Below are 25,681 nucleotides of genomic sequence, written 5' to 3' on the forward strand. Positions count from 1 at the left end.
CGGCTCAATCGGCCTTGACCGCCGCGACATTGACGAGCGTCTCGCGACGCTTGCCGGGCCGCGGACGGTACAGGCCGATGCGTTCGAGCAGGCCGAAGTCTTTCGCGCGGCTCCACCACAGGTAGGGCAGGGAGACGTTACGCAGGCCGAAGCGGAAGCCGGCGCCGCGAATCATGTCGAGATAGCCGTCGGCGCTTTTTTGCACGTGCATCGGGTGACGGAACAGCAGACGGATTACCCACGACTTGATGTACGCGTCGGTGGATTCGGCGAACAGCAGGACGCCGCCCGGTTTGAGCACGCGGCGGAACTCGGCGAGCGCGCGGTCCTGCTCGACGAGGTGGTGGAAGGTTTGATGACAGAACACGATATCCGCGCTGGCATCGGGCAAGGGCAGGTTCGCGCAGTCGCCGTGCAGCAGTTCCACGTCCGCGAGCGCATCGCGGCAGGCGCGCGCTGCGTTGGCCGCGAGCGCGAGCGAGGGCTCGTGAAAATCGACGCCGACGATGCGGCGCGGCGCGAAAGCCTGGGCGAGCAGGCGAAACGAAATGCCCTGACCGCAGCCGGCGTCGACGATCACCGGTGCGGCGGGCAGCGGTGCGTCGATCAGGCGCTTGAGGTCGTTGATCGCGACCCGCAGGACATGATGTTCCCAGGTATGAGTACGCAGGAACCAGATGCCGAACGCCGTTTCCGGCACGAAAGGCACACTGGATGATTCGGATGGCGACACGCTGGGCTCCCCGTCGGACTGTCGTGCTGTGCTGTAACACGCGCACTGATGCACCAGTTGATGTGCGCGTGATTGTAACGAGACGTAAGGATGCAGCGTATTGCTGTTCCGAGCAAGCAAACGATTGAGGCAAACGTGAGTACAAATTCAATGCGCATCGCCGTCGACGTGACGATCATCGGAGCGGGTCCGGCAGGCGCGGTCGCCGCCGCGCTTTTGCGCAAGGCCGGCCGCTCGGTGCTGGTGCTGGAGCGTCAGCACTTTCCGCGTTTTTCGATCGGTGAGAGTCTGCTGCCGCAAAGCATGGCTTACCTCGAAGAGGCCGGCATGCTGCAGGCGGTGGTCGAGGCCGGCTTCCAGTACAAGAACGGCGCTCACTTCGTGTATCGCGATCAGTCGTCGGCGTTCGATTTCCGCGACAAGCATTCGGCGGGATGGGGCACGACGTATCAGGTCGAGCGCGCGGTGTTCGACGATCTGCTGATACGCTGCGCCGCCGCGCAGGGTGCCGACGTGCGCTTCGGTCACACGGTCCGCGCGATGCACCCCGCTGCGCCGGGCAAACTTCCGCTGCTCGACGTACTCGACGAAGCGCAGAACGCGTACGAGGTCGAAGCGCGATTTGTGTTCGACGCGAGCGGCTTCGGCCGCGTGCTGCCGCGTCTGCTGGATCTCGAAGCGCCGACCCGCATGCCCACGCGCGCCGCGATTTTCACGCACGTGCTGGACGGCATTCCGACCGGCAGGACCGACCGTAACAAGATCTGCGTGGCGACGCATCCCGAACGTCGCGACGTGTGGTTCTGGATGATTCCGCTGGCGGGCGGCCGCTCGTCGGTGGGTTGTGTGGCCGAGGCGAGTTTCCTCGACGTGCCGGATGCGGAGCGCGACGCGACACTGCGCGCGCTGATCCAGCAGGAACCGACGCTCGGGCCGTTGATCGGCAACGCGCCGTTCCTGATGCCGGTGCGTCACATTGGCGGCTATGCGGCGAACGTCGAGCGTTTGCATGGTCCCGGTTACGCGCTGCTCGGGAACGCCGGCGAGTTTCTCGATCCGGTGTTTTCGTCCGGCGTGACCATCGCGCTGCGCTCGGCGCATCTCGCCGTGCAAACGCTGAACCGTCAACTCGACGGCGAGCAGGTCGACTGGTCGTCGGCATACGACGTGCCGCTGCGCAAGGGCATCGACACGTTCCGCGCCTTCGTGGAGCGTTGGTACACGGGCGAATTGCAGGACATCATCTTCTATCCCGAGCAGACGCCGTCGATTCGCCGCATGATCAGTTCGGTGCTGGCAGGGTATGCGTGGGACGAATCGAATCCGTATGTGGCCGATCCCGTGCGGCGGCTGAACGCGTTGCACGAGGTTTGCACGCACGGCTGACCGGTGTGTCGAGCGAAAACAAAAACGGCGCTTCGTACTGAAGCGCCGTTTTTTTATGGGTCCGAATTCGATGAGCTTAAGCCGCCGGGCAAAACGCTCAGTGCGGCCGGCGGATCGACCGGTCGATCAAGCCGCGATCTTCGCGGCGCGCGGCGCGTGCTGGCGCACGTCGTCACGGCGATGCACGCGCTTGCCGGCCGCGTACGTTTCGTAGATCGCGCGGTCGTCGCCGAGCAGCGCGAACGCGAACAGCAGTTCTTCGAGCGACTCGGTGCGCGCGGTGCGGCGCGCGAGCAGCGGCGTGGCCTGCGGATCGAGCACGACGAAATCCGCTTCGGACTTCGGCTTGAGCGTGCCGACCTTGTCGGCGAGATCCAGCGCTTCGGCCGCGCCCGCGGTGGCGAGGTAGAACATGCGCGTCGCGGTCAGATGATGGCCCGTGAGACGCGCGACCTTGTGCGCCTCGTTCATGGTTTGCAGCATCGAGAACGAGGTGCCGCCGCCGACGTCGGTGGCGAGTGCGATCGGCATGCCGGCTTCGTCGGCCTTGTCGAAATCGAACAGGCCGCTGCCGAGGAACAGATTCGACGTCGGGCAATGCGAGGCCACCGTGCCGGTTTGCGCCATGCGCTTGCGGTCTTCCTCGTCGAGGTGAATGCAGTGACCGTACACCGCGCGGCGACGCAGCAGGCCGTAGTGATCGTAGATGTCCAGATAGCTGCGATGGCCGGGGAAAAGGTCGGCCACCCATTTCACTTCGTCGGTGTTCTCGGCGACGTGGCTCTGGATGAAGATGTCCGGATGCTGGCTTGCCAGCACGCCGCACGCTTCGAGTTGCGCTTCGGTCGAAGTCGGCGCGAAACGCGGCGTGAGCGCGTACATCTGACGCCCACGGTTATGCCAGCGGCCGATCAGTTCGGCGCTGTCGTCGTAACCCGACTGCGCGGTGTCGCGCAGGAACTCGGGGCAGTTGCGATCCATGAGCACCTTGCCCGCCACCATGCGCAGATTGCGTGCTTCGCTCTCGGTGAACAGTGCGTCGGCGGATTCCTTATGCACGGTGCAATACACCAGCGCGGTGGTGGTGCCGCAAGCCAGCAGTTCCTCGACGAAGAAGCTCGCCGTGTCGCGCGCGTAGGCGGGATCGGTGAAGCGGCGCTCGGTCGGGAAGGTGTAGGTATCGAGCCACGGCAACAGACCCGGCGCCGGCGACGCGATCATGTCGGTCTGCGGATAGTGGATGTGCGTGTCGATGAAGCCGGGCACGATCAGCTTGTCGCGCATGTCCTGCACCTGAACGCCGGGCGCGAGTTGCGCCGCCAGCGCGGCATACGCGCCCGCGGCGACGACATGGCCGTCTTCGACGATCAGAAGGCCGTCCTCGTTGAAGACCGCCGCGTTGGACGATTGCGCGGGATCGCCGTTGAAGGTCAGCAGTTGTGCGCGGTAAGCCGATTGAGTCATGGGTGAAACCGTCTCCGATATGGGGAAGCTAAACAGCGCAGACGGCGGCTCGATGCAGGTTCCTCGCGGAACCGTTTGCCGCCGCCGGCTGCTCTTTATCGGCCCGTCAGTGCGGGCCGTGTGGATGCCAGTACGCGTCGAGCCTGGCGATCAGTTCGCTGCGTTGTCCGGGCGTCACGAACGACGCTTCGAAGCTGTTGCGGATGATCGTGTAGACCTCGGCATCGTCGAGTTTCAACGCGTCGATGGTGGCGAAATAGTTGGCGTTCACGTAGCCGCCGAAATAGGCGGGGTCGTCGGAATTCACCGTCACGGCAACGCCGCGATCCAGCAGATCCTTGAGCGTGTGTTTGGTCATGTCGTCGAACACGCAGAGCTTCAGGTTCGACAGCGGACAGACCGTCAGCGCGACGCGCGAATCGGCGAGCCGCGCGACCAGCGCCGGGTCTTCGATGCTGCGCACGCCGTGATCGACGCGATCCACCTTCAGCAGATCGAGCGCCTCGTAGATGTACGACGGCGGGCCTTCTTCGCCCGCGTGGGCGACCAGCTTCAGACCGAGCGCGCGCGCTTTGGCGAACACGCGCTCGAATTTCGACGGCGGATGGCCGCGCTCCGACGAATCGAGGCCCACGCCGATCAGACGATGCTTGTACTGCTCGAACAGCGGCAGCGCCTCGTCGAAGGTGGCGAGCGCATCTTCTTCCGACAGATGGCGCAGGAAACACAGGATCAGCTTGCTGGTCATGCCGCGCTTTTCCGCGTCGGCCAGCGCGCGTTCGATGCCGGCCACCACGGTGGCGATCGCTACGCCGCGTTCGGTGTGCGTCTGCGGGTCGAAGAAAATCTCGCTGTGCACGACGTTATCGGCGAGGCAACGTTCGACATACGCGGTGGTCATGTCGTAGAAATCCTGCTCGTGCAGCAGCACACTCGCGCCGGCGTAATAGATGTCGAGGAAAGACTGAAGGTCGGTGAACGCATACGCGGCACGCAGTGCGTCGATCGAGTCGTAGGCGAGCTTCACGCCGTTGCGTTCGGCGAGTGCGAAGATCAGCTCGGGTTCGAGCGAGCCTTCGATGTGAATATGCAACTCGGCCTTCGGAGCGCGTGCGGCTTTTTCCAGTAGTGGGGTGAGGGTCGTTGTAGTCATGGTCGGTCAAGAGTTCATTGGAGTACGTTCGCGCCGGATGCCGGATAGCGTGATCCGCTTGCTGGAGCGACGGCGCGTGGCGGATCAGACCGCCTGCGCGGTATGCGCGGGCGCATTCGCCTCCACGGCCTGCAACACCTGGGCCGCCGCCGAGATCGCAATGATCTCCGGCGACTTGTCGACGATACCGTCCACGCCGAGCGGACACTTCATGCGCGCGATCTGCGACGGATCGATGCCGCGCGCGGCCAGCCGATGCTCGAACTGCTTGCGTTTGCTGTGCGAGCCGATCATGCCGAAGAACGCGAAATCGCCACGCCGCAGGATGCGCTCGGCCAGTTCGAGGTCGAGCGCGTGGTTGTGCGTCATCACGATGAAATACGTGTTGGGCGCGGCCTGGTCGATGGCTTCGTCGGGCGCGTCGTTCGGGTCGATCTTCACGTTCGGCGCGTGCAGCGTGTCGAGCGGCGGAAACTGCGCGTCGCGTTCGTCCACCCAGCGCACGGTGCAGGGCAGGGTGGCGAACACGCGCACCAGCGCCGCGCCCACGTGACCCGCGCCGAACAGCACGACATGGAAGTCGCCCGGCGCAATGGTCTCGGTGAGCAGGGCGCCGCTGTCGTCGAAGCCGGCGCCGTCCCACAGCAGGCAGTCGGCGGCGTCGACACCCGGTTCGGGGTCGGACAGCATCACCGCATCCGGTGCGGGGCCGAATGATACGCTACGCACCGTCGATTGGCCGGCGGCCACGCGCTTCGCCAGCGAGGTGATCCAGCCGAGATCGCCGATATCGAGCCGCTCGAACGCGAGAATCACGGCGCCGCCGCAGCATTGGCCGAGACTCGGCCCCAGCGCGAAACGCTCCAGCCGGCGCATGTGCGGCGAGCGCATGCCGTCGCGCAGTACGCGGCGCGCGGTCTCGATCGCTTTCCATTCGAGATGGCCGCCGCCGATGGTGTGCTTCGCCGAATCGCGCGTGACGATCATTTTGGTGCCGGCCTCGCGCGGCGCCGAACCTTCGACGCGAGCGACCGTCACCAGCACGGCGGCGTCGCCGTGCGCGAGCAGTTGTTGCAGGTCAGGTAGCCAGGCTTGCATCCGGCGGTTCTCCAGACATGGCCGCGCGGGGTGTCCGCGTGACCGGTTGTGCGTGGCGCGAGGCGTTCGTGTCGCATCGCGCCGGTTGTGCTCCGCTGCTTTGTCGGCTTTGTCGGCTTTGTCGGCTTCGTCGAGCCGCCTGCGGGTTGTGCCGGTTCGACATCATGTTGCCGCCACGGTGACGGCGGTTTCGCTGCCCGGCGCATCGGCGCCCGGCGTTTGCAACGCATCGAGCGCGTCGAGAATCGCCTCGGGCGTGGCCGGTGCGCGCAAGGGCGGCGCGCGGTCCGCGTCCGGCACGGCGGCCGCGATCGCATCGCGGATCGCCAGAAACACGGAGAACGGCAGCAACAAGGGCGGCTCGCCGACCGCCTTCGAGTGGAACACGGTCGGCTCGGCGTTACGGTTCTGATAGAGCCGCACGTGGAACGCGGCGGGCGTGTCGCTCACGGCGGGAATCTTGTAGGTGGACGGCGCGTGCGTCATCAGGCGGCCATCGCGGTTCCACCACAATTCCTCGGTGGTCAGCCAGCCCATGCCCTGGATGAAGCCGCCTTCCACCTGACCGATGTCGATGGCCGGATTGATCGACTGGCCGGCGTCGTGCAGCACGTCGGCGCGTACCAGCTTCCATTCGCCCGTCAGCGTATCGATGACGACTTCCGACACGGCCGCGCCGTAGGCGAAGTAATAGAACGGATGACCCGTCAGCGTTTTCGCGTCCCAGTGGACTTTCGGCGTGGTGTAGAAACCATCGGACCACAACTGCACGCGCGCCAGATACGCCGCGCCCACGAGTTGCTCGAACGGCATCGCGCCGCCGTTCACCGACACTTCGCCGTGGCCGAACTGCACGTCACGGGCGTGGCCGCCGAGCTGCTTCGCGGCGAGTTCGGCGAGCCGGCCGCGAATCGTACGCGCGGCGGCTTCGGCGGCTTTGCCGTTCAGGTCGCTGCCGGTCGAGGCGGCCGTCGCCGAGGTGTTGGCGATCTTCGAAGTGTCGGTGGCCGTCACCCGGACGCGCGACAGCGGCAAGCCGAGTTCGTTGGCCACCACTTGCGCGACCTTCGTGTTGAGCCCCTGACCCATCTCCGTGCCGCCATGGTTGACGAGCACCGAACCGTCCCGGTAGACGTGCACCAGCGCGCCGGCCTGATTGAGAAACGGCACGTTGAACGAGATGCCGAACTTCACCGGTGAGAAGGCGAGGCCGCGTTTGAGCACGGGGCTCGTCGCGTTGAATTCGGCCAGCGCGGCGCGGCGCGCGTGGTAATCGCTGGAGGCGAGCAGTTCGTCGGTCAGCGGCGCGATCACGTTGTCTTCGACCTTCTGACCGTACGGCGTCGTGTCGCGGTCGCCGACGCCGTAAAAATTGGCGAGCCGCACGTCGAGCGGATCGCATTGCAGCTGACGGGCGATGCTGTCGAGCATCACTTCCATCACGAGCGCGCCCTGCGGTCCGCCGAAACCGCGGAACGCCGTATTCGATTGCGTGTTGGTCTTGCAGCACAGTGCGACGATATCGACGTCCGACAGGTAGTACGCGTTGTCGAAGTGACAGACGGCGCGCGTGGCGACCGCGCCGGAGAGATCGGCCGAATAGCCGGCGCGCAAGGCGATTTCCACCCGCGCGCCGAGAATGCGGCCGGTGTGGTCGAAGCCGGCTTCGTATTCATAGATCGCGTCGTGGCGCTTGCCGGTGATCATGAAGTCGTCGTCGCGGTCGGCGCGCAGCTTGACCGGCCGGCGCAGCCGTTGCGCCGCGAGCGCCGCGACGCAGGCGAACAGCGCCGACTGCGATTCCTTGCCGCCGAAACCGCCGCCCATGCGACGGCATTCGCACACGACGTTGTGCGCGGGCCAGTCGAGCATATGCGCGACCACCTGCTGCATTTCGCTCGGATGCTGCGTCGAACTGTAGACGAGCATGCCGTCCATCTCTTTGGGCACGGCGTACGCGACCTGGCCTTCCAGATAGAACTGCTCCTGACCGCCCACTTCGAACGTGCCGCTGATCCGATGCGGCGCGGCCGCGATTTTCTGCGCCGGCTCGCCGCGCTTCAGATGCAGCGGCGGCAGCACGAACTGCTTCGCGGCGCGCGCGTCGGCCGGCGTGAGAATCGCATCGAGCGGCTCGTAGCGGACCACGTCGTCGCTCTTCGCCAGTGCGGCCGCGCGGCGCGCCAGATCGTGGCTTTCAGCGATCACGGCGAACACCGGCTGACCGAGATAAAGCACTTCGCCGGTCGCGAGAATCGGGTCGTCGTGCAGCACGGGGCCGCAATTGTTTTCGCCGGGGATGTCCTCGGCGGTCAGCACTGCGATCACGCCCGGCGCCTTTCTGACGGCGTCCAGATCGATCGCCACGATACGCGCGTGCGCATGACGCGACAGCCCGAGCGCGGCATGCACGGTGCCGTGGAGTTCGGGGATGTCGTCGGTGTAGGTGGCTTCGCCGCTCACGTGCAGCGCCGCCGATTCATGCGGCGACGACACGCCGATCGCGGTTTCCTCGACGAATCGATCGGTCCGGTTCATGGCGACTCCTTCGCGATAGCGGCTTCGTGAACATGCGCCTCGAAGGCGAACGCGTTCACATCAAACAACGCGAGCGGCGCTTCGTGACGCGTTTCGAGGTAGAAACGCCAGAGCAGATTGCGCGCCACCTTGAGGCGGTAAGCGCTCGACGCGCGCATGTCCGTGAGCGGCTGGTAATCCGCGACGAGCGCGTTCATCGCCTCGCGCGCCGTGCTTTCGTTCCATGTTGCGCCGATCAGCGCCGCCTCGGTTTGCGCCGCGCGTTTGGGCGTGGCCGCCATGCCGCCGAACGCGATGCGCGCCGCTTCGATCGTGCCGTTGTCATCGATATGCACGGCGAAGGCCGCACAGACCGCCGAGATATCCTGGTCGTAACGCTTGGACACCTTGTAGGTGCGAAAGCGCAGTTTGCCCAGCGGACGCGGCACGCGCAGCGCCGCAACGAATTCGCCGGCGGCGAGCGCGGTCTTCTGATAGCCGAGGTAGAACGCATCGAGCGGCAAGGTGCGGCTTTTTGCGCCGTGCCGCAGCACGACTTCGGCGTCGAGCGCGAGCAGCGCGGGCATCGAATCGCCGATCGGCGAGCCGTTCGCGACGTTGCCGCCCAGCGTGCCGGCGTTGCGGATCGGCAGCGAGGCGAAGCGCGTCCACAACTCGGCCAGTTCGGGATAGTCGGCAGACAGCGCCGCGTAGGCGTCTTCGAGCGTGACGGCCGCGCCGATGGTCAATGTTTGCGCGTCGCGCGCGACTGTTTTCAGTTCGGCGACGTTGCCGATGTACAGGATGTCGCCCAGATCGCGGAACTGCTTGGTGACCCACAGGCCGACGTCGGTGCTGCCGGCGAGCAGCCGCGCTTGCGGTAGTTCTGCGCGCAGTTTCGCAAAGGCGTCGAGCGAGACCGGAGCGTAGAACGCGGGCGAGCCGAACGACTTGCCGCGCGCGTCGGGCGCACGGTATTCGAACGTGTCGCCACGCTGGATGCCGCGCAACTGACCGGCCAGCGCGCCGCGATCCAGTGCGACGCGCGGATAGTGCGGGTAGTCGAACATTTTCTGCGCGGCGTCGACGATCGGCCGGTAGCCGGTGCAGCGGCACAGATTGCCGGATAGCGCCGCGTTGATTTCGTCGCGGGTGGGCAGGCCGGCGTCGGCGGGCTGGTTTTCATACAGCGCCCACATCGACATCACGAAACCGGGCGTGCAGAAACCGCATTGCGAGCCGTGACAGTCCACCATGGCCTGCTGCACGGGATGCAGCGCGCCGTCGGCGGCACGCAGGTCTTCGACGGTGAAGAGGGCGCGGCCGTCGAGCGTGGGAAGGAACTGGATGCAGGCGTTGACGGCTTTCAGGGCGACGCCGCCGTGCGCGTCCAGTTCGCCCACGACGACGGTGCAGGCGCCGCAGTCGCCTTCCGCGCAGCCTTCCTTGGTGCCCGTGCAATGCTCATCCTCGCGCAGGTGCTGCAGCACGGTGCGCGACGCCGGCACGTCCGTGATCTCACGGACGGACCCCTGGCGATAAAAGCGGATGGTTTGCGATGTCATGGCGAATCCAGAAGACAGTGCGGACCGGGCGCGCGTTACGCATGGGGTCGCGCCAAAGCCGGCCTCGCGCACGTAGATCGCCATCCAGTTACGACGATATCACTACCTTGTCCCGAAAATATTTCCCAACTCGCATGAAGCCTATTCGGAAGCGGTCATGTGATAAGTACGATTCATCACGGAGCCGGAAGTTGCGTCGGCCGGCGGCAAGCGGCGAAAAGCCCGTCGGACGGGGCTTTGGGGAGGATTGGAGCGACGCGCGCCGGCAGTTTTGGGGCTGGACCGTGGCGGTCTGGAAGGCTGGAAGAGCTGGGGAGATGCGCCCGGCTGGTCAGGTGCCAAGTGCCGGACGCCACGCGTGGACGTAAAAAAGCCAGCCTTCGCAGCGCCGTGAAGCGCGCTGCCGGGGCCGGCTTTTTTTAGAAAGAGGCGGAGCGGAGCGCGCGATCGACTGCGCGGGCTCGCGCACGGCGTCAGGCGATGCGACGGCGATTGCGAACCAGGCTCAGCGCAAGCGGCACAAACATCACGACGAACGCGACCAGCGACCACTGCGGCAGCGACAGGCCGAGAATCGGCGGATAAGGCGTTTCGCACAGGCCCGCCACCTTGAACACGCCCGGCAGCCAGTGAGCGGGCGGCAAGCTGTCGACCAGCGGCTGCAGCGCGTCGAAACCGCAGCTGAAGCCCGGATGCGCCTGCACATACACGTGCCGCGCCGCCGTGACCACGCCCGCGAGCGCGGAAAGCGCCGCCAGCACTTCCAGCAGACGCACGCCGCGCCAGCTGTCGAAGCGCGCGCCGAGGAAGGCGAAAATCGCGATCAGCAGGAAGAAGTAGCGCTGGATGATGCACAGCGGGCACGGGTCTTCGTGCAGGAAATACTGCAGATAGAGCGCGCCGGCCACCAGCCCGATACAGATCAGGCCCAGCAGAACCAGCAGGGAGCGCTCGCGGCGCAGCATGGCGTTGTCGTTATTCATGGATCGTGTGGCTGTCGAGAAACGGATTAGGGCGCAAAGGGCGGCTGCCCGCGATTCTAGCGCGAAGCTCCGCCCTGTCGCTGATCGGGCCGTCGAGCCGGCGACCCGATGCCGCTTGCGTTACCGGATCGCGTTGAGCACGGCCTCGGCGCCGCGCCCGATGGCGAGCAGGGCGTCGTCGGCGTGCGGCGCGCCGGCCAGCATCAGGCCCACGGGCGCCTCGCCGCGCAGGTGGCAGGGCAGCGACAACGCGCAGGTATCCAGGAAATTAAATACGCTCGGATTGCGCAGGATCAAGGCATTGGTGCGGCCGAAAGCGTCGTCGTCGTGAATCAGATCGGCCACGCGCGGCGGCAACACCGGCACGGTGGGCGCGACCACGGCGTCGAAACGCTGCCACAGCGTGCGGGCGGCTTCTTCGAGCATGGCTTCGCGCGCCGCGACCAGGTCGAGGTAATCGGCGGCGCTGGCCGGCTGGCCTTTGAGGATGCGCACCAGCACGCGCGGGTCGTACAGGTCACGATGCTTGTCGAGCAGCGGACGGTGCCAGGCGTAGGCTTCGATCGGCGAAAAACCGAAACGGTTGATCTCCGGCAGACGGTCGAGCGGCGCGAAACGCACTTCGCTGACGATCGCGCCCGCCGCCTCGAGATGCTTGAGCGCCGATTCGACGGCCGCCGCGACGGCCGGTTCGACGCCGTCGGTCACGAAATTCGTGAGGATGCCGAGGCGCACGCCTTCCAGCGGCCGGGCCGCCGGGATGCGCGGCTCGAGGCCGGCCAGCATGCGGTCGACCAGCGCGCAGCACGCCACGGAAACACCGATCGGGCCGAAGGAGTCGAGGGTGGGCGAAAGCGGCACGCCGCCCTGCTTCGGAATGCGCGCGGCAGTCGGCTTGAAGCCGGTCAGGCCGCACAGCGCGGCCGGGATGCGGATCGAGCCGCCGGTGTCGGTGCCGAGCGCGACAGCGGCCATGCCGTCCGCGACCGAGGCCGCCGCGCCCGACGACGAGCCGCCCGAAATGCGCTCGTCGCCCTTCACGCCGCGCTGATACGGCGACAGCGGGTGACCGTAATGCGGATTCAGGCCTAGACCAGAAAACGCGAATTCGCTCATGTTGGTACGACCGACGATCACCGCGCCGGCCCGCCTCAGGCGCGCCACGGCAACCGCGTCCGCGGTGGTGGCGGGGGCGTCGGCCAGCACCACGGAGCCGGCGCGGGTCGGCTGGCCTTCGATATCGAACAGATCCTTGACCGACACCGGAATGCCGGCGAGCGGCGACAGCACCGTGCCGGCGGCGCGCAGGCGGTCGTGGGCGTCGGCGGCGGCGCGGGCGCTGTCGGCGTCCACGTGCATGAAGGCGACCGCGCCCTGGCCGGCCGGGTCGGCGATGCGTTCGAGCGCGGTTTCGACGAGCGCGCGGCTGGTGGTGCGGCCGGTGGCGAGGTCGGTGGCGAGTTGGGCGAGCGGCGGGAAGGGCGTGAAGTCGGTGGCCATGGTGTCGGTAGTGATCCGGGTTGGAGGCGAGGCGCGCGCGGCGGGGTTGGTTCGCGTGCGCCGCCGCGGCGTCTTCCGTCAGATACGGTTGAACAGGGTCGCGCGAAACGCTTCGATATGCTTTTGCACCGAGCGGCGGGCGCCTTCGGCATCGCGTTCGCGCAGCAGGTTGAACAGTTCGAGATGCTCTTCGTGGACGTCTTCGAGATGGTGCGGCTCGGACAGCGAAATGAACCAGAAACGCAGCGAGCGCTCGTGCAGGCCGCGCAGGATGTCGGCCAGTACCGCGTTGCGCGACGCCGCGGAAATCGCCAGATGGAATTCGCGGTCGATATCCATCATGCCTTCGATATCGTGCGCCGCGACGCACACTTCCGAGCGTTGCAGCAGGGCTTGCATGGCGTCGTAGTCATGCTGCTGGGCGTGGCGCGCGGCCAGTTCCACGCAATAGCTTTCGTTGACGAGCCGCACGTCGATGATCGCGAGCACGTCGTCGAGCGAAACCGGACGGACCATGATGCCCTTGCGCGGCATGATGGTCAGCATGCCCTCGTGAACCAGCCGGTGCAGCGCCTGGTGAACGGGCGTGCGGCCGATGCCGGTCAAGGTCATGAGTTCCGCTTCGTTGAGCACTTCGCTCGGCCGCAGGCGCATCGTGATGATCTCGCGCTTGACGAACGCGTACGCCTGCTCGGCAAGGCTGGCGGACGCGGTCTCGCGGGTGGACTTCGAAGGGCGTGCGGTCTGCAGGAGCGTCATGTGAAAGGGAAGCGGACGGTGTCGTCCGCATTGTAGAGCAAGGTTTTGCGCGATCGGCGCGTGGCGGGCGCGGGCTTGTGCGTGTGCCTGTGTCTGTCACGCGCCGGGGCTGCCGTGCGCCGGGCGCGGCAGGACCGCACGGGCGCAGGTGAGGCGCAGATCACGCGCAATTCAGGCACGGCTCGGCGCGACGGCGGCGGCGTGCTGCACCTTCACGCGCGGCATCATCAGCGTGACGAGTCCGCCCACGATCAGCGCGCCCGCGATCAGCACCAGCCCGAACGTCACGCTATGCGTGGCGTCCTTGACGATGCCGAGCACGTACGGGCTCACGTAGCCGGCCAGGTTCGCGATCGAGTTGATCACCGCAATGCCGGCGACCGCGGCCGTGCCTTGCAGGAACGTGGTGGACATCGACCAGAAGATGCCGAAGCCCGCGAGAATCCCGATATACGCGATCGACAGGCCGGTCACGGCCAGTGGAATCGAATTAGTGACCGAGGCGCTGCCGAGCAGTCCCGCCGCGCCGATGAAGCAGCACACGGCGTAGTGCCAGCGGCGCTCGCCCGTGATATCCGACGAACGGCCGATCAGGATCATGCCGATGCCCGCCGCGAGATACGGAATGGCGGTCACGAAGCCGTTGGCGACGAGATTGGTCACGCCGAGATCCTTGACGATCTGCGGCAGCCAGAACGAGAAACCCGCATTGCCCGTGACAAGGCAGAAGTAGATCAGCGTGAGCAGCCAGAAACGGCCCGAACGCAAGGCGACCGCCAGACTGTGCTCGGCGCCGGCCGCCGCCGCGGCCGTGTTTTCGCGGGAGAGGCGGCCGAGCACCACGCGTTTTTCCTCGTCGGTGAGCCAGGCGGCTTCGGCGGGCGTGTTGCGCAGAACGGCGAGCGCCCAGAAGCCCGCGAGGATCGACGGAATGCCTTCGATCAGGAACATCCACTGCCAGCCGCGCAGGCCGTGCGTTTCATGCAGCGCCGACATCAGAAAACCCGACAGCGGCGCGCCGATGATGCCGGCCACCGGAATCGCGGCCATGAACACGGCGACCATCCGCGCGCGCCGGTCCGACGGAAACCAGAACGTCAGATACAGCACGACGCCCGGCACGAGGCCGGCCTCGGCCACGCCGAGGAAAAAGCGCAGCACGTAAAACATGGTTTCGGAGCGCACGAACATCATCAGGCACGACAGCAGGCCCCACAGCATCGTGATGCGGGCAATCGTGGCGCGCGCGCCGAACTTCTTCAGAAGCAGGTTGCTCGGCACTTCGAACACGAAGTAGCCGAAGAAAAAGATCCCCGCGCCGAGTCCGTAGGCCGCGTTCGAGAGGCCGAGGTCGCCGGTGAATTGCAGCTTCGCGTAACCGATGTTCACGCGATCCAGATACGACAGCACGTAGACGAGAAACAGGAACGGCATGATGCGCCAGGTGATCTTGCGCAAGGCGGCGGCTTCGAGCCTCGCCTCGGACGATGCGTCGGCGGCTGCGGATAGCGATGGGGAGCTCATGGATGCCTCATTCGACGATAGGTAGCGCGCGCACGCGGTAGGCGTGGCGCAGCGTGCGGTTCAGGACAGGATCGTGCAATTCGAGTTCGAGCGCGTCGCCGTCGACCATGCCGGCAATGCCGCCCTGCACCGGCAGCGTGCCGCAGAACATCGCCGCGCCCTGCGCGAGGGGCGCACGTTCCAGCAGATCGGCGGCGGGCAGCAGCGACGCCACGCTGCCTTGCTGATACACGCGTCGCTCGCCGGCGGTGGTCACGGCGAAGGCGCGCAGTTCGAGCTGGTCCCAGTGACCGGCGACGTCGTCGAAACGCCAGGCGTCGCGCGCCACCGGTTTCGGACAGACCTGCTTGGACACGGTCACGCCGTAGGCCTCGACTTCGCGGTCGGTATGGTCCGAGCCGACCGTGACGAGCAGACCGTGCTGCGAGCGCACCAGCACGCATTCGGCTTCGCCGCTCGACTTCACGCCGACTACGTCGATCTGTTCGGCCTGCGTGAGCAGCTCCGCGCCGAGCCGGTAGAAGCACGGCGTCGTGGACGGACGCTTCACGCCAAGTTCGGCCAGTTCGGCAATGTGATGCTCGATCGCTGCCTGATCGCGTCCGGCCCAGCCGGCGATCGTCAGCCGGTTGACCTCGGCCAGATCCGCGACATGGCTGCCCGAACGCTCGACTACATTGAAAGACACCTGCTGCATCAGTCCACTCCCAAGAAAATATGCGTCAAATATTATTGTGATATTTCACTGGCGTCCAGCGTGTCAAAAATGTTTTGGCCGGCCATGACGGCGCCGACCGTTGCCACGGGCCGCCATGCCAGACGCTCAGGGCGTTTGCACGGTGTGGGCCGCTCATGCACCTGCGTTACACTGCGTTTTTGAGACATTACTTTTTGTAAGGGACGCATCTATGCATCATGGCATCGGCTTCATTCAGGATCTGGCGGTCGTGATGGCGCTCGCCGGCGTCGTCACCGTGCTGTTCCATCGCCTGAAACAGCCGGTGGTGCTGGGTTACATCGCGGCCGGCGTGATCATCGGTCCGTACACGCCGCCGTTTCAGTTGATCCACGACGAGCAGACCATCCAGACCTTGGGCGAACTCGGTGTGGTCTTCCTGATGTTTTCGCTCGGGCTCGAATTCAGCCTGCGCAAGCTCTTCAAGGTGGGCGCGACGGCGATCGTCGCGGCGCTGTCGGAAATCGTGCTGATGCTCTGGCTCGGGTACGAGATCGGCAGCGCGTTCGGCTGGAGTCCGATGGATTCGCTGTTCCTCGGCGCGATCCTCGCAATCTCGTCGACGACGATCATCGTGAAGGCGCTCTCGGAGTTGGGGCTCAAGCGCGAAAGCTTCGCGCAGCTCGTCTTCGGCATTCTGATCGTCGAAGATATTCTGGCCATTGCGATGCTGGTGCTGCTTTCGGGCATCGCGCAGACGGGACAGTTGAGCGCGGGTGTCGCGGTCGTCACGCTCGGCAAGCTGCTGCTTTTCATGACGGTGTCGCTGGTGGTCGGCATTCTGGTCGTGCCGCGCGCGCTGAATTACGTGGCGCGCGCGAGGAGCGACGAGATGCTGCTGGTGTCGGTGCTGGGTTTCTGTTTCGGCTTCTGTCTGCTGGTCGTGAAGCTCGACTACAGCATCGCGCTCGGCGCGTTCCTGATCGGCGCGATCATGGCCGAATCGCGTCATCTGCATCGCATCGAACATCTGATCGCGCCGTTGCGCGACGCGTTTTCCGCCATCTTCTTCGTGACGATCGGGCTGATGCTGAACCCGGCCGTGCTGGTCGACTATGCGTGGCCGATCGCAGTGATCACGGTGGCGGTGATCGTCGGCAAGATCGTCTCGTGCGGACTCGGCACCTTTCTCGCCGGCAAAGACGGACGCACCGCGATGCGGGTCGGCATGACGGTCTCGCAGATCGGCGAGTTCTCTTTCATCATCGCCTCGCTCGGTCTGACCTTGAAGGTGACGAGCGCGTTTCTCTACCCGATCGCGGTGGCCGTGTCGGCATTGACGACGCTGTTCACGCCTTACCTGATTCGCGCGGCCGATCCTTTGACCCAGCGGCTCGGCCGGTCCATGCCGCGCACGCTCGCCAACGTGTTCAACATGTACGGCCAGTGGCTGCGCAGTCTGAGCACGGAAAGCGGTGAGCCGACGCTTTTCAGCATGACGCGGCGGATCATTCTGCAGGTTGCCGTCAATCTCGCGCTGGTCGCGGCGATTTTCCTGATCGTCTCCTACAGCGCGCCTTACACGAGCCGGCTGCTTTCACACTGGCTCGATTCCGAGCCGATGCAGCGCGTCGTGCTGTGGAGTGCGGCGCTGGTCGTTTCGATGCCGTTTCTCGTGGCCGTTTATCGCAAGACGAAGTCGCTCGCGCTGTTGCTGGCCGAAGTCAGCGTGCAACCGGCGACGGCGGGGCGCTTCACGAGCGCAATCCGTTACGCGATTTCGGATCTCGTACCGGTGGTGTCGATGGTCGGCGTGTTTCTGCTGGTCGCGGCGCTTTCGGGCGGAATTTTGCCGCCGACCGGCCTGCTGGCCGCCGTGCTGATCTGCGCGGCCCTGCTGCTGGCGCTGCTGTGGCGCTGGTGCGTGAAAATCCATGCGAGCATGCAGATCGCCCTGCGCGAGACTTTCGACGAGCAGCCGGATCCATAAATCGCCGTTTCCGGCGTGACGCGCGTTTTTTGCCGGTTCCCGCGACAATGTGAGCAATTGTGTGCGAGTTTGCGGGGCTTGGCGCGCTAGCGGATAATCAGGGCATATTCATTCGTTCGCGTGGAAGGCGCCAGTCCGACAGTCATGAGCGAAAACAAACCTGAAAATGCCGGCGCGTCCGGCAACCCGCCGTCGTCGCCAGGCAGCCCCGCCGCGCCGACATCCACTACGGCAGCCGCTGCGACACCGCCTGCCGGCGCTTCGAAACCTGCTGCGCCGGCCGATCCGGCGGCGTCGTTGCCGCCCTCGCACGAAGATTCCATCCAGTCGCCGATCAAGGAGACGGTAACGCCGTCGGAGGAAGCCGCGGTGCGTTCGTCCACCGACGACCCCGACAGCGCCTCCGCCGTCACGCCGGAAGATCCGCAAAGCGCGCGCCGGCGCGACGCCGCCGAGGCGCGCAGTTCGGCGGCCGCATCCACCGCGAAGCAGGAAGCCGAAGTGCATGCGCGCGACGCCCGCGTGACCGACGTGCATCCCATCTCGCATGTCATCACGCCATCCAGCAGCGAAGCGCTCAACGGTGAACTGACGGCCGCGGAAGATGCCACGGTGACGCAGGAAACCACCGAGCCCAAGGCGCGCCAGGCCGGCTCGCCGCCGCCGGGTTTTGGTGCCGCGCCGGATTTTTCGGCCACCAATCCGCCGCCGCCGAATGCATTGCCGCCGTCGCCGCCGCGCTATCTGAAGCACAACGACTCGGCGTGGACCGTGTTCGGCCGGATTATCGCGGCGCGCGCGCGGCAGATTTTCGACCGGGCAGGGCAGCGCATCACGCAGCGCACGCTGCGCATCGGCGTGTCGGCGCGCATCTTTCACCCGGAGCCGGGCGCCAAGGGTTTGCGCGGCAAGACGCTGCAATACCTGGAAGAATCCATTGCGCACTGGGTCATGTCGCGCGACGTGCTGGTGTTCATGATCCCGACGGTCGGCCACCAAGGCATGTTGCACCCGAGCAATATCCGTCTGCGCGATTACGCCAAACATCTTGACGGTCTGCTGCTGCAAGGCGGCGCGGACGTTTCGCCGCAGTCTTACGCGGAGCAGGCGAGCAGCCCCGAATGGCCGGGCGACCGCGTGCGCGACATGTACGAACTGGAACTGCTGCATGAGTTCATCGAGTCCGGCAAGCCGGTGCTCGGCGTGTGTCGCGGCTGCCAGTTGATCAACGTGGCGTTCGGAGGAACCTTGTATCAGGACATTGCCACCGACGTTCCCACGGCCGGCGCGCACGTCAACGAAAACTACGATCAGCATCGGCACGGCATTCATTTCCCGGACGGTTCGACGCTTGCCAACATGTTCCCCGGTCATCGCGACGCAATCGTCAATTCGATCCACCATCAGGCTGTCAAAACGCTGGGCCGCGATCTGAACATCGAAGCGGTGTCCGCTTCGGACGGCATCATCGAGGCAGTGCGGTATCGGCGCGCGCCGTTCGTGATGGGCGTGCAATGGCATCCGGAGTTTCATCGCGCGGGCGGCCCGGAATTGCTCGACTGCACACCATTGCTCGACACGTTTCTGCGCGTCGCACGCGAAACGCGCTTCTGATTTTTTTGTGTCGTCACGCATTCGGGGCGCGAGAGATTTTCGCGGCGCGCCTCGAGTGCCGCGTTTTCTGTTTCTTTCCGTCCTCACTCTCTATCCCGAAATCATCGACGACGTTTGACGTTGGAATCGCACGTGTCCAATGCAAATTCGGACCGTTCCGAATGAGTCGGATCATTGCCTTTCCGGCTTATCTGAATGTGTTTCTTTCGCGATCGTCGTGTCTTTTAAATCGAATTCGTTGAGAAGGTTTTATCTCGATTTAAAGCGTATTTACGACGGACTCCAAAGCTTCGCTTCATGACGAATCCGCGCGATAATCCTGGGCTGTTCTGGATTTGCATGGAGTATGCACGTATGAAGTACCCCTTAATAGTACGGCGCACCATGCTGCTTGCGGCCTCGTGCGCGCTGTTGCAGCATGGCGTCAGCGTGCTGGCGGCGCAAGGCGAAGAGGCTGCGCCGCTCGTCGGCACGCGTCCGTCGTTGAGTACGCTGACGGCGCAGCCCGTCGTCGACGCGCTGCGCAGTTCCGCCTCGGCTGGCGCCGTCGCGGGCGATGCGCAAGGCAATGTCGCGGAGCTGATGCAAATGATTCACGACGGCAAGCTCAGCGAATTGCGCACCACGTACAACGGCAGTTATGGCGCAAGTCTGTTCTTTTATCCGCGTGAGATGGCTTATTACGTCGCGCTATTTCAAGACAAGCATTTCTGGCGCGTGATCAGAACCGAAGACATGGGTCGCGCCGAAGCGGTTTATGGCGGTTTCGTTCAGCAAACCGTGCAGCTTGCGGACGTCGAAATACGTCGCACGCAATTGCAGGCGCAAAAAGCGTATATCGAAGACGTGATCGCGTTGTCGGAAGATCGCGCCCGACGGCTGCAGGCCGATCTGGACATTGCGCGCACGCAGGAAGCCAAGGTCACGGACTATCAGCGGCAAACGCAGGGCGAAGCGGCTGCGCTGCATGTGGAGAAGGATAAGGCGCAGGCGCAATTGCGTCAGGTGCAAGGCGAAGTCATGCAATTGCAGCGTCAGACGGAACTCGGATTGCCGACGCAAAAGTAAGCGGGGCGTGAAGGCGGCCTGATCGGGTTTGAAAAACGCACCTCGGATGGTTGGAACTTTTTCCAACTGTCCGAGGTGTTTTTTTTCGGCTGTCGTTTGAGCGGCGTGCGTTTTCGCCGCGTGCGATGCTTACTTGGTGAACTGGTCGGGCGCTTCGGTCACGCGTCGCTGTGACAGCCGGTTCGTCCAGTCCGGCTGGGTGCCAGGCGACGCGTTCGAGGTCGACGCTGTCCGCGCGTGCACGAAAGCGCCTGTTGCCATCGACGCGTATTCGTCGACATCGAGCCGCGCGGGCGGCGAGTAAAGGCCCGGTGCCGATGGTTTGCGGGTGTCGTCAGCGTGAACGAGGGGATTGGCCGGATGAGCGTCGGCATGGACCGGCGGCGATTTCACCTGGAGTTTCGCCGATGCGTTGAACTGCGCATGAGTGGAGGTACCGTTCGCTCGCGCCGTATTCGTCGTATGCGGGTTGGTCTTGCCACGCGAGACGCGTGAGCCGTGGACCGAATCGTTCGCGGCGGACAAGGAAACATGTTCCGGCGAACTGCGTTTCGCCTTCACGAGTCTCGACGCCGAATTGGCCGTCGATGGCGACTCGACTTTCGTCGCGGCTGCCGGCGCCGCAACCTCCGGCAACGTCGCGCGCGAATTTTTCACGCGCGGAACTGCGGCGACCAACGGGCTCGCATATCGAGGTGAAATCTGACTAACCGCCGCCAACTTGCGCGGCGCGGGCCGTTGGACAAAATGTCCCAACCCGAGCCACGCCAACACCGCTGCACCGCCAAGCACACAAACCCCTCCCGCCAGTCCGCCCCACGATGACGAGCCACCACGCCGCCCGTCACGAATTGTCACAGCCGCAGCAGATTCGACAGCCGCTGCCGGAACTGGAAGCGGCGTCCCATGTTCGCGAATGGTTTGGGCCAAGACCGGCCGCGCATCCTCCGGCACCAGACCGGACACCGTACCCGGCACAGCGCTAATCTCGACGCTCGCTGAGGTCAAGACCGGCGGCGCCACGGCCTGCTCGCTCAGCGGCTCCCATTGGCAGAAAGACCGAATGGTTTCCGGGCCCATACAAAAGGTATTGAGCGCGGCCGCGTAAAGGGCGCTCAACTTCGGGGCAGTCAACTCCGCGTGCAACGCGCCGCCGGCGGACTGCAAGGCCCATTCGCAACCGAACGGCTTCGGCACGCCGCGGAGTGGACGAAGGCGCGGCAGCGCCATGGACCCTTCGATCAGGGTAAGAGGGACGGTGGTCGACATCGGGAATTTCCGCAGCTAGGTGCGGAAGATGATGCCAGGACGCAGCCCAATTCACGATCGGACCGTTCCGAAAGGACCGGCGCATCGAGCCGGTTCGCCGACTCGGCTAGAAAGCGGGCTGTTCGATGCGGTCCAGTCGCAGCACGTAACGCAGCGCCGTGATGTCCACGCCGCCCATCTGGTCGGGCTCGGCGCCGACGAATTGCCAGCCGTGCCGCTCATAGAAGCCGATGGCCGGCGTGTTGCCTTCCAGGACGTAAAGATACAACTGTGTGGCGCCCTGCGCGCGCGCCCAGTCTTCGGCGGCGTGCATCAGCAGCTTGCCCGCGCCGATGCCCTGGTGCTGCGGCAAGGCGTGCAGATTGTCGAGCAGCACGCCGTGCAGAGAGTCCGGTTGCTGCTCGACGCAGACAAAACCCACCGGTTCGCCGCCGAGTTCCGCGATCAGCACGGACCGCCGCTCGCCGCCGGGCGCGCGCATGCGTGCTTCCCAATAGGCGGCCCGCTCGCGGGTCACGTCCGTGTCGAGGAAAGCGTCGGGCAGAAGGCCGCGGTAAGTGGCCTGCCAGCTGGCGCTGTGGATCGAAGCGATGAGGGCGGCGTCGCCGGTAGTTGCTGGGCGCAACGAAAGCGCGCGTTTGGTTTGCATCGGAATAGTGTGACGATTGACTGACATGCGTGGCGGCAAAGTGTATCGCGAGCGCATCGAACAGCATGCACGCATGATTGCAGCGCCATCTATATGAAGCCGCCGCTCACGCATTGGCGTCTTCACGGGTAACATTACGTGGAGCCGGCGCAGCCTGTTTCACAACGTTTACCCTGATAGCGCGGCAATGCGTTCGGCATGAAAATGCTGCGCCCCCCGGCGCGATCCACAAGAATGTTGCCCGCGGCATCCGCTCGCCAGAACGCAGCGGATCGTTTCAACTGCCTGAGCGCCGCTCTGTCGTGTGGCGACGGGCTCATCAGAGAATGTCATGTCTACTGCCTCACACGCTACCCCAGCCGACGAATCCAAGGTCAAGACAGTCTTCCGCGTGGTCAGCGGCAACTTTCTTGAGATGTACGACTTCATGGTCTACGGCTATTACGCCTCGGCCATCGCCAAGACCTATTTCCCCAGCGGTAACGAATTCGCCTCGCTGATGCTCTCGCTGTCGGTCTTCGGCGCAGGCTTCCTGATGCGGCCGCTCGGCGCGATCGTGCTCGGCGCCTACATCGACCACCACGGCCGTCGCAAGGGCCTGATCCTCACACTCGGCCTGATGGCGCTCGGTACGCTCACGGTGGCGGCCATACCGGGTTACGCCACCATCGGTGTGCTCGCGCCGGTGCTCGTGCTGTTCGGGCGCCTGCTGCAGGGCTTCTCCGCCGGGGTCGAACTGGGCGGCGTCTCGGTGTATCTGTCCGAGATCGCGACCAAGGGCAACAAGGGCTTCTACTGCGCGTGGCAGTCGGGCAGCCAGCAGGTGGCGGTGGTGTTCGCCGCCCTGATCGGCGTGATGCTGAACAAGACGCTGCCGGCCGACCAGATGGGCGCCTGGGGCTGGCGCGTGCCGTTCCTGATCGGTTGCCTGATCGTGCCGTTCCTGTTCCTGATTCGCCGTTCGCTGCAGGAAACCGAGGAGTTCAAGGCACGCAAGCATCGTCCGAGCATGGGCGAAATCATGAAGACGATGGCTGCGAACTGGGGCATCGTGCTGGGCGGCATGGGCATGGTCATCATGACCACGGTGTCGTTCTACATGATCACCGCCTACACGCCGACCTTCGGCAAGGAAGTGCTGAAACTGTCGGCCATCGACACGCTCGTCGTCACCGTCTGTATCGGTCTGTCGAATCTGCTCTGGCTGCCGCTGGCAGGTGCGCTGTCGGATCGTATCGGCCGTCGTCCGGTGCTGATCGCGTTCACGATTCTGACCATCGTCACCGCTTACCCGGCGTTGCAGTGGCTGGTCGCGGAGCCGTCGTTCGCCCGTCTGCTGGTGGTGGAACTGTGGCTGTCCTTCCTGTACGGCAGCTATAACGGCGCAATGGTCGTGGCGCTGACCGAAGTCATGCCGGTCGAAGTGCGGACCGCGGGCTTCTCGCTGGCCTACAGCCTCGCGACGACGATCGGCGGTTTCACGCCGGCTATCTCGACGCTGCTGATTCACACCACGGGCAACAAGGCGGCGCCCGGCCTGTTCCTCGGCGTGGCGGCAATTTGCGGCCTGATCGCGACGCTGGTGCTGTATCGCACGCCGGAATCGCGCGACCAGTACCGCACGGCCTGAGTGCCGCGGCGCTCTGCGCCGCAATCACGGTTAAACGAAAAACCCCGCGTTCGTGAGAACGCGGGGTTTTTTTCTTGCCGCCGGCGAGTCCGGGAAGGGCCGCCGTCAGCCGCGCCGCAATTCGTTTGCGACCACCTCGACCACGGCGTCCCATGCGCCGGGTTGCGGCTGCCGCAGCAGCGTCGTGGACGGATACCACGTGCTGTGCGTTTCGCCCGCGAACCAGCGCCAGTCCGCGGCGAACGGCAGCATCAGCCAGAGCGGCTTTTTCAGCGCGCCCGCGAGGTGCGCGATCGACGTATCGATCGAGACCACCGCGTCGAGCCGGTCGATGATCGCGGCGGTGTCCGCGAAATCGGCGATCTTGCTGTCGAAGCGGTGAATCGAACCGGCACGCGGATGGCTGTCGAGCGCCGTGCGGTCGGCCTCGCTCAATTCGGCTTGCAGCACGATCCAGTCGATACCTTCCAGCGCAAACAGCGGGTCGAGTGCGGCAAGCGGCATCGAGCGGTTTTCGTTCTGCTGGATGCGGCCCGACCACGCAATGCCGATCTTGCGCTTCGCATGACCGCCGAGCGAACCGCGCCATTTGCGACTGTAGGCAGGCGGCACGCCAAGATAAGGCGTGCGCGCCGGGATGGTTTCGTAGCTCGTGCCGAGCGCCAGCGGCAAGCTCAGCAACGGGCATTGCAGATCGGCCGCTGGACGCGGCGCACCCTGAGCGATCAGCGTCACACGCCAGGCCTGTGCGACCGGCTCCAGCAGCGGCACCAGTTGCGGCTGCACTTCGAGCACGACCCGCGCGGCGCGTTGCGCGGCGAGCGGCACGAAGCGCACGAACTGCAGGGTATCGCCGAAGCCCTGTTCGGCGTGGATCAACAGCGTGCGCTGGTCGATGGGCTCGCCATGCCAGCGCGGCAAGGTCTGGATGACCGGCTGCGCCATGGTCTGCAGCCGCCATTCGTATTCGGGCAGACCGCGCGCGAAATCGCGCTGGGCGAGCCACGCGAGGGCGCGGTTCATATGCGCGGAGGCGAGGTCGGGGCGCAGCCGCAACGCCTGATCGAACGCGCGCACTGCGGCGGCGTGCGCACCCAGCGCCTGATGCGCGGTGCCGAGACTCAGCCACGCCACGGCGAACTGCGGGTCCAGACCGACCGCGCGCTCGAAATAGGGCAGCGCCTGCGCATGACGCCCCAAGGCCGCCAGCGCGTTGCCCAGACCGAAGATGGCCGGCGGCAGATTCGGTTGCAAACCGAGCGCCGCCTGGAACGACGCGACGGCTTCTTCGTGCCGGCCGGTGGCGTCGAGCGTATTGGCCAGATTAAAGTGCGCGGCCACGAAACGGCGTTCGGCGGCCAACGCGGCCCGGAAGCAGGGAATCGCTTCGTCCGCGCGACCGAGCGCATTCAGCGACATGCCCATGTTGTTCAGCGCGCCGGCGTGGCCGGGGCGCAGCGCGAGCGCGCGCTGGAACGATTCGATGGCGTCCGCATGCCGGCCGAGCGCGTGCAGCGCGTTCCCGAGATTGTTGTGCGAGGAAGCGTCGTTTGGTTGCAGTCGCAGCGATTTTTCGAACGCATCGGCGGCGTCTTCGTGACGGCCGAGCGACGCGTAAGCATTGCCGAGGTTGTAGTGTGCCATCGGAAAAGATGGCGCGAGCGTCAGCGCGTTGCGAAACTGCTCGATCGCGTCGTCGACCTGGCCGAGCGCTTTCAGCGCGTTGCCGAGGTTCAGTTGCAGCGCGGCGTCTTCGGGGCGCAGGTTGACCGCGCGCCGCACGAGGTCGGCGGCTTCGGCGTGCTGGCCCTGCTGGTGGCGCAGAACGCCCAGCAGGTGCAGCGCGTCCACGTGCGCGGGGTTGCTGTCGAGCGTGGCGCGGTAGCCGCGTTCGGCGTCGTCGAGGCGGCCGTCGCGATGCGCCGCGTAAGCGCGATCAAATACAGGTTGCATGACGCTGGGGTGGCATGGTCGGTGAAGCGAAGCACGCATTTTCCCACACTCGACCGGACGCACCCGGATTCGGCCGGACGACGCGCACCGCCGCGATTGATGCGGCGCAATGCCGGGCCGGCGAGCGGCGGCGTACACTAGAGCGCACTG

General features: G+C 65.4%; 19 protein-coding genes. 5 read left to right on the forward strand and 14 right to left on the reverse strand.

Annotated features, from left to right (window positions below; all coding sequences use genetic code 11):
* Positions 1–4: 4 nt before the first annotated feature.
* Positions 5–733, reverse strand: a complete 729-nt coding sequence (locus P3T18_RS28970; RefSeq protein ID WP_429303372.1) for a class I SAM-dependent methyltransferase — start codon at positions 731–733, stop codon at positions 5–7.
* Between the two features lie 150 nt (positions 734–883).
* On the opposite strand from P3T18_RS28970, the gene P3T18_RS28975 reads away from it, so the two are divergent.
* Positions 884–2,119 (forward strand): NAD(P)/FAD-dependent oxidoreductase, encoded by a 1,236-nt coding sequence (locus P3T18_RS28975; RefSeq protein WP_429303423.1) that lies wholly within the window; start codon positions 884–886, stop codon positions 2,117–2,119.
* Between the two features lie 126 nt (positions 2,120–2,245).
* On the opposite strand, the gene guaD is transcribed toward P3T18_RS28975, so the two are convergent.
* From guaD to P3T18_RS29025, 10 genes are all read right to left on the reverse strand, one after another.
* Positions 2,246–3,583 carry a guanine deaminase gene (gene guaD / locus P3T18_RS28980; RefSeq protein WP_429303373.1) on the reverse strand — a complete coding sequence of 446 codons (1,338 nt, stop codon included), beginning with the start codon at positions 3,581–3,583 and terminating at the stop codon, positions 2,246–2,248.
* Positions 3,584–3,689: 106 nt separating this feature from the next.
* A complete protein-coding gene (locus tag P3T18_RS28985; RefSeq protein WP_429303374.1) occupies positions 3,690–4,736 on the reverse strand; it encodes an adenosine deaminase in 1,047 nt (348 codons plus the stop codon).
* 84 nt (positions 4,737–4,820) lie between these two features.
* Positions 4,821–5,834 (reverse strand): xanthine dehydrogenase accessory protein XdhC, encoded by a 1,014-nt coding sequence (gene xdhC / locus P3T18_RS28990; protein WP_429303375.1) that lies wholly within the window; start codon positions 5,832–5,834, stop codon positions 4,821–4,823.
* Positions 5,835–5,996: 162 nt separating this feature from the next.
* Complete coding sequence (gene xdhB / locus P3T18_RS28995; RefSeq protein ID WP_429303376.1) at positions 5,997–8,372, reverse strand: xanthine dehydrogenase molybdopterin binding subunit; 2,376 nt, start codon at positions 8,370–8,372, stop codon at positions 5,997–5,999.
* On the reverse strand, positions 8,369–9,916 hold the full coding sequence (xdhA, locus tag P3T18_RS29000; protein ID WP_429303377.1) for a xanthine dehydrogenase small subunit: 1,548 nt from the start codon (positions 9,914–9,916) through the stop codon (positions 8,369–8,371). Before xdhA ends, xdhB begins: the two co-directional genes overlap by 4 nt.
* A gap of 473 nt (positions 9,917–10,389) precedes the next feature.
* The gene (locus P3T18_RS29005) at positions 10,390–10,899 is read right to left on the reverse strand and encodes a disulfide bond formation protein B (RefSeq protein WP_429303378.1); all 510 of its coding nucleotides are present in this window, start codon (positions 10,897–10,899) and stop codon (positions 10,390–10,392) included.
* A gap of 120 nt (positions 10,900–11,019) precedes the next feature.
* The gene (locus tag P3T18_RS29010) at positions 11,020–12,399 is read right to left on the reverse strand and encodes an amidase (RefSeq protein WP_429303379.1); all 1,380 of its coding nucleotides are present in this window, start codon (positions 12,397–12,399) and stop codon (positions 11,020–11,022) included.
* Between the two features lie 78 nt (positions 12,400–12,477).
* The gene (locus P3T18_RS29015; protein ID WP_429303380.1) at positions 12,478–13,158 is read right to left on the reverse strand and encodes a GntR family transcriptional regulator; all 681 of its coding nucleotides are present in this window, start codon (positions 13,156–13,158) and stop codon (positions 12,478–12,480) included.
* A 171-nt stretch (positions 13,159–13,329) separates the two neighbouring features.
* Positions 13,330–14,682 (reverse strand): MFS transporter, encoded by a 1,353-nt coding sequence (locus P3T18_RS29020; RefSeq protein WP_429303381.1) that lies wholly within the window; start codon positions 14,680–14,682, stop codon positions 13,330–13,332.
* A gap of 7 nt (positions 14,683–14,689) precedes the next feature.
* Entirely contained in the window at positions 14,690–15,379 is a 690-nt protein-coding gene (locus tag P3T18_RS29025; protein WP_429303382.1) for a DUF2848 domain-containing protein, read from the reverse strand.
* A gap of 211 nt (positions 15,380–15,590) precedes the next feature.
* On the opposite strand from P3T18_RS29025, the gene P3T18_RS29030 reads away from it, so the two are divergent.
* From P3T18_RS29030 to P3T18_RS29040, 3 genes are all read left to right on the forward strand, one after another.
* Positions 15,591–17,348: a cation:proton antiporter gene (locus P3T18_RS29030; protein WP_429303383.1), complete on the forward strand. Its 1,758-nt coding sequence runs from the start codon at positions 15,591–15,593 to the stop codon at positions 17,346–17,348.
* Positions 17,349–17,492: 144 nt separating this feature from the next.
* Complete coding sequence (locus P3T18_RS29035; protein ID WP_429303384.1) at positions 17,493–18,962, forward strand: gamma-glutamyl-gamma-aminobutyrate hydrolase family protein; 1,470 nt, start codon at positions 17,493–17,495, stop codon at positions 18,960–18,962.
* 354 nt (positions 18,963–19,316) lie between these two features.
* Positions 19,317–20,030: a DUF2968 domain-containing protein gene (locus tag P3T18_RS29040; protein WP_429303385.1), complete on the forward strand. Its 714-nt coding sequence runs from the start codon at positions 19,317–19,319 to the stop codon at positions 20,028–20,030.
* Between the two features lie 129 nt (positions 20,031–20,159).
* Here the strand turns inward: P3T18_RS29040 and P3T18_RS29045 are convergent, their stop codons facing one another.
* Together P3T18_RS29045 and P3T18_RS29050 are read right to left on the reverse strand one after the other, a co-directional pair.
* Positions 20,160–21,299: a hypothetical protein gene (locus tag P3T18_RS29045; RefSeq protein ID WP_429303386.1), complete on the reverse strand. Its 1,140-nt coding sequence runs from the start codon at positions 21,297–21,299 to the stop codon at positions 20,160–20,162.
* Between the two features lie 106 nt (positions 21,300–21,405).
* Positions 21,406–21,948 (reverse strand): N-acetyltransferase family protein, encoded by a 543-nt coding sequence (locus P3T18_RS29050; RefSeq protein ID WP_429303424.1) that lies wholly within the window; start codon positions 21,946–21,948, stop codon positions 21,406–21,408.
* Between the two features lie 331 nt (positions 21,949–22,279).
* Here P3T18_RS29050 and P3T18_RS29055 point away from each other — a divergent pair, with 331 nt between their 5' ends.
* Positions 22,280–23,578 carry an MFS transporter gene (locus tag P3T18_RS29055; protein WP_429303387.1) on the forward strand — a complete coding sequence of 433 codons (1,299 nt, stop codon included), beginning with the start codon at positions 22,280–22,282 and terminating at the stop codon, positions 23,576–23,578.
* Positions 23,579–23,683: 105 nt separating this feature from the next.
* Here the strand turns inward: P3T18_RS29055 and P3T18_RS29060 are convergent, their stop codons facing one another.
* Positions 23,684–25,531: a tetratricopeptide repeat protein gene (locus P3T18_RS29060; RefSeq protein ID WP_429303388.1), complete on the reverse strand. Its 1,848-nt coding sequence runs from the start codon at positions 25,529–25,531 to the stop codon at positions 23,684–23,686.
* Between the last annotated feature and the right edge of the window lie 150 nt (positions 25,532–25,681).

The organism is Paraburkholderia sp. GAS199 (genome assembly GCF_050436585.1).
Classification (GTDB): Bacteria; Pseudomonadota; Gammaproteobacteria; order Burkholderiales; family Burkholderiaceae; genus Paraburkholderia.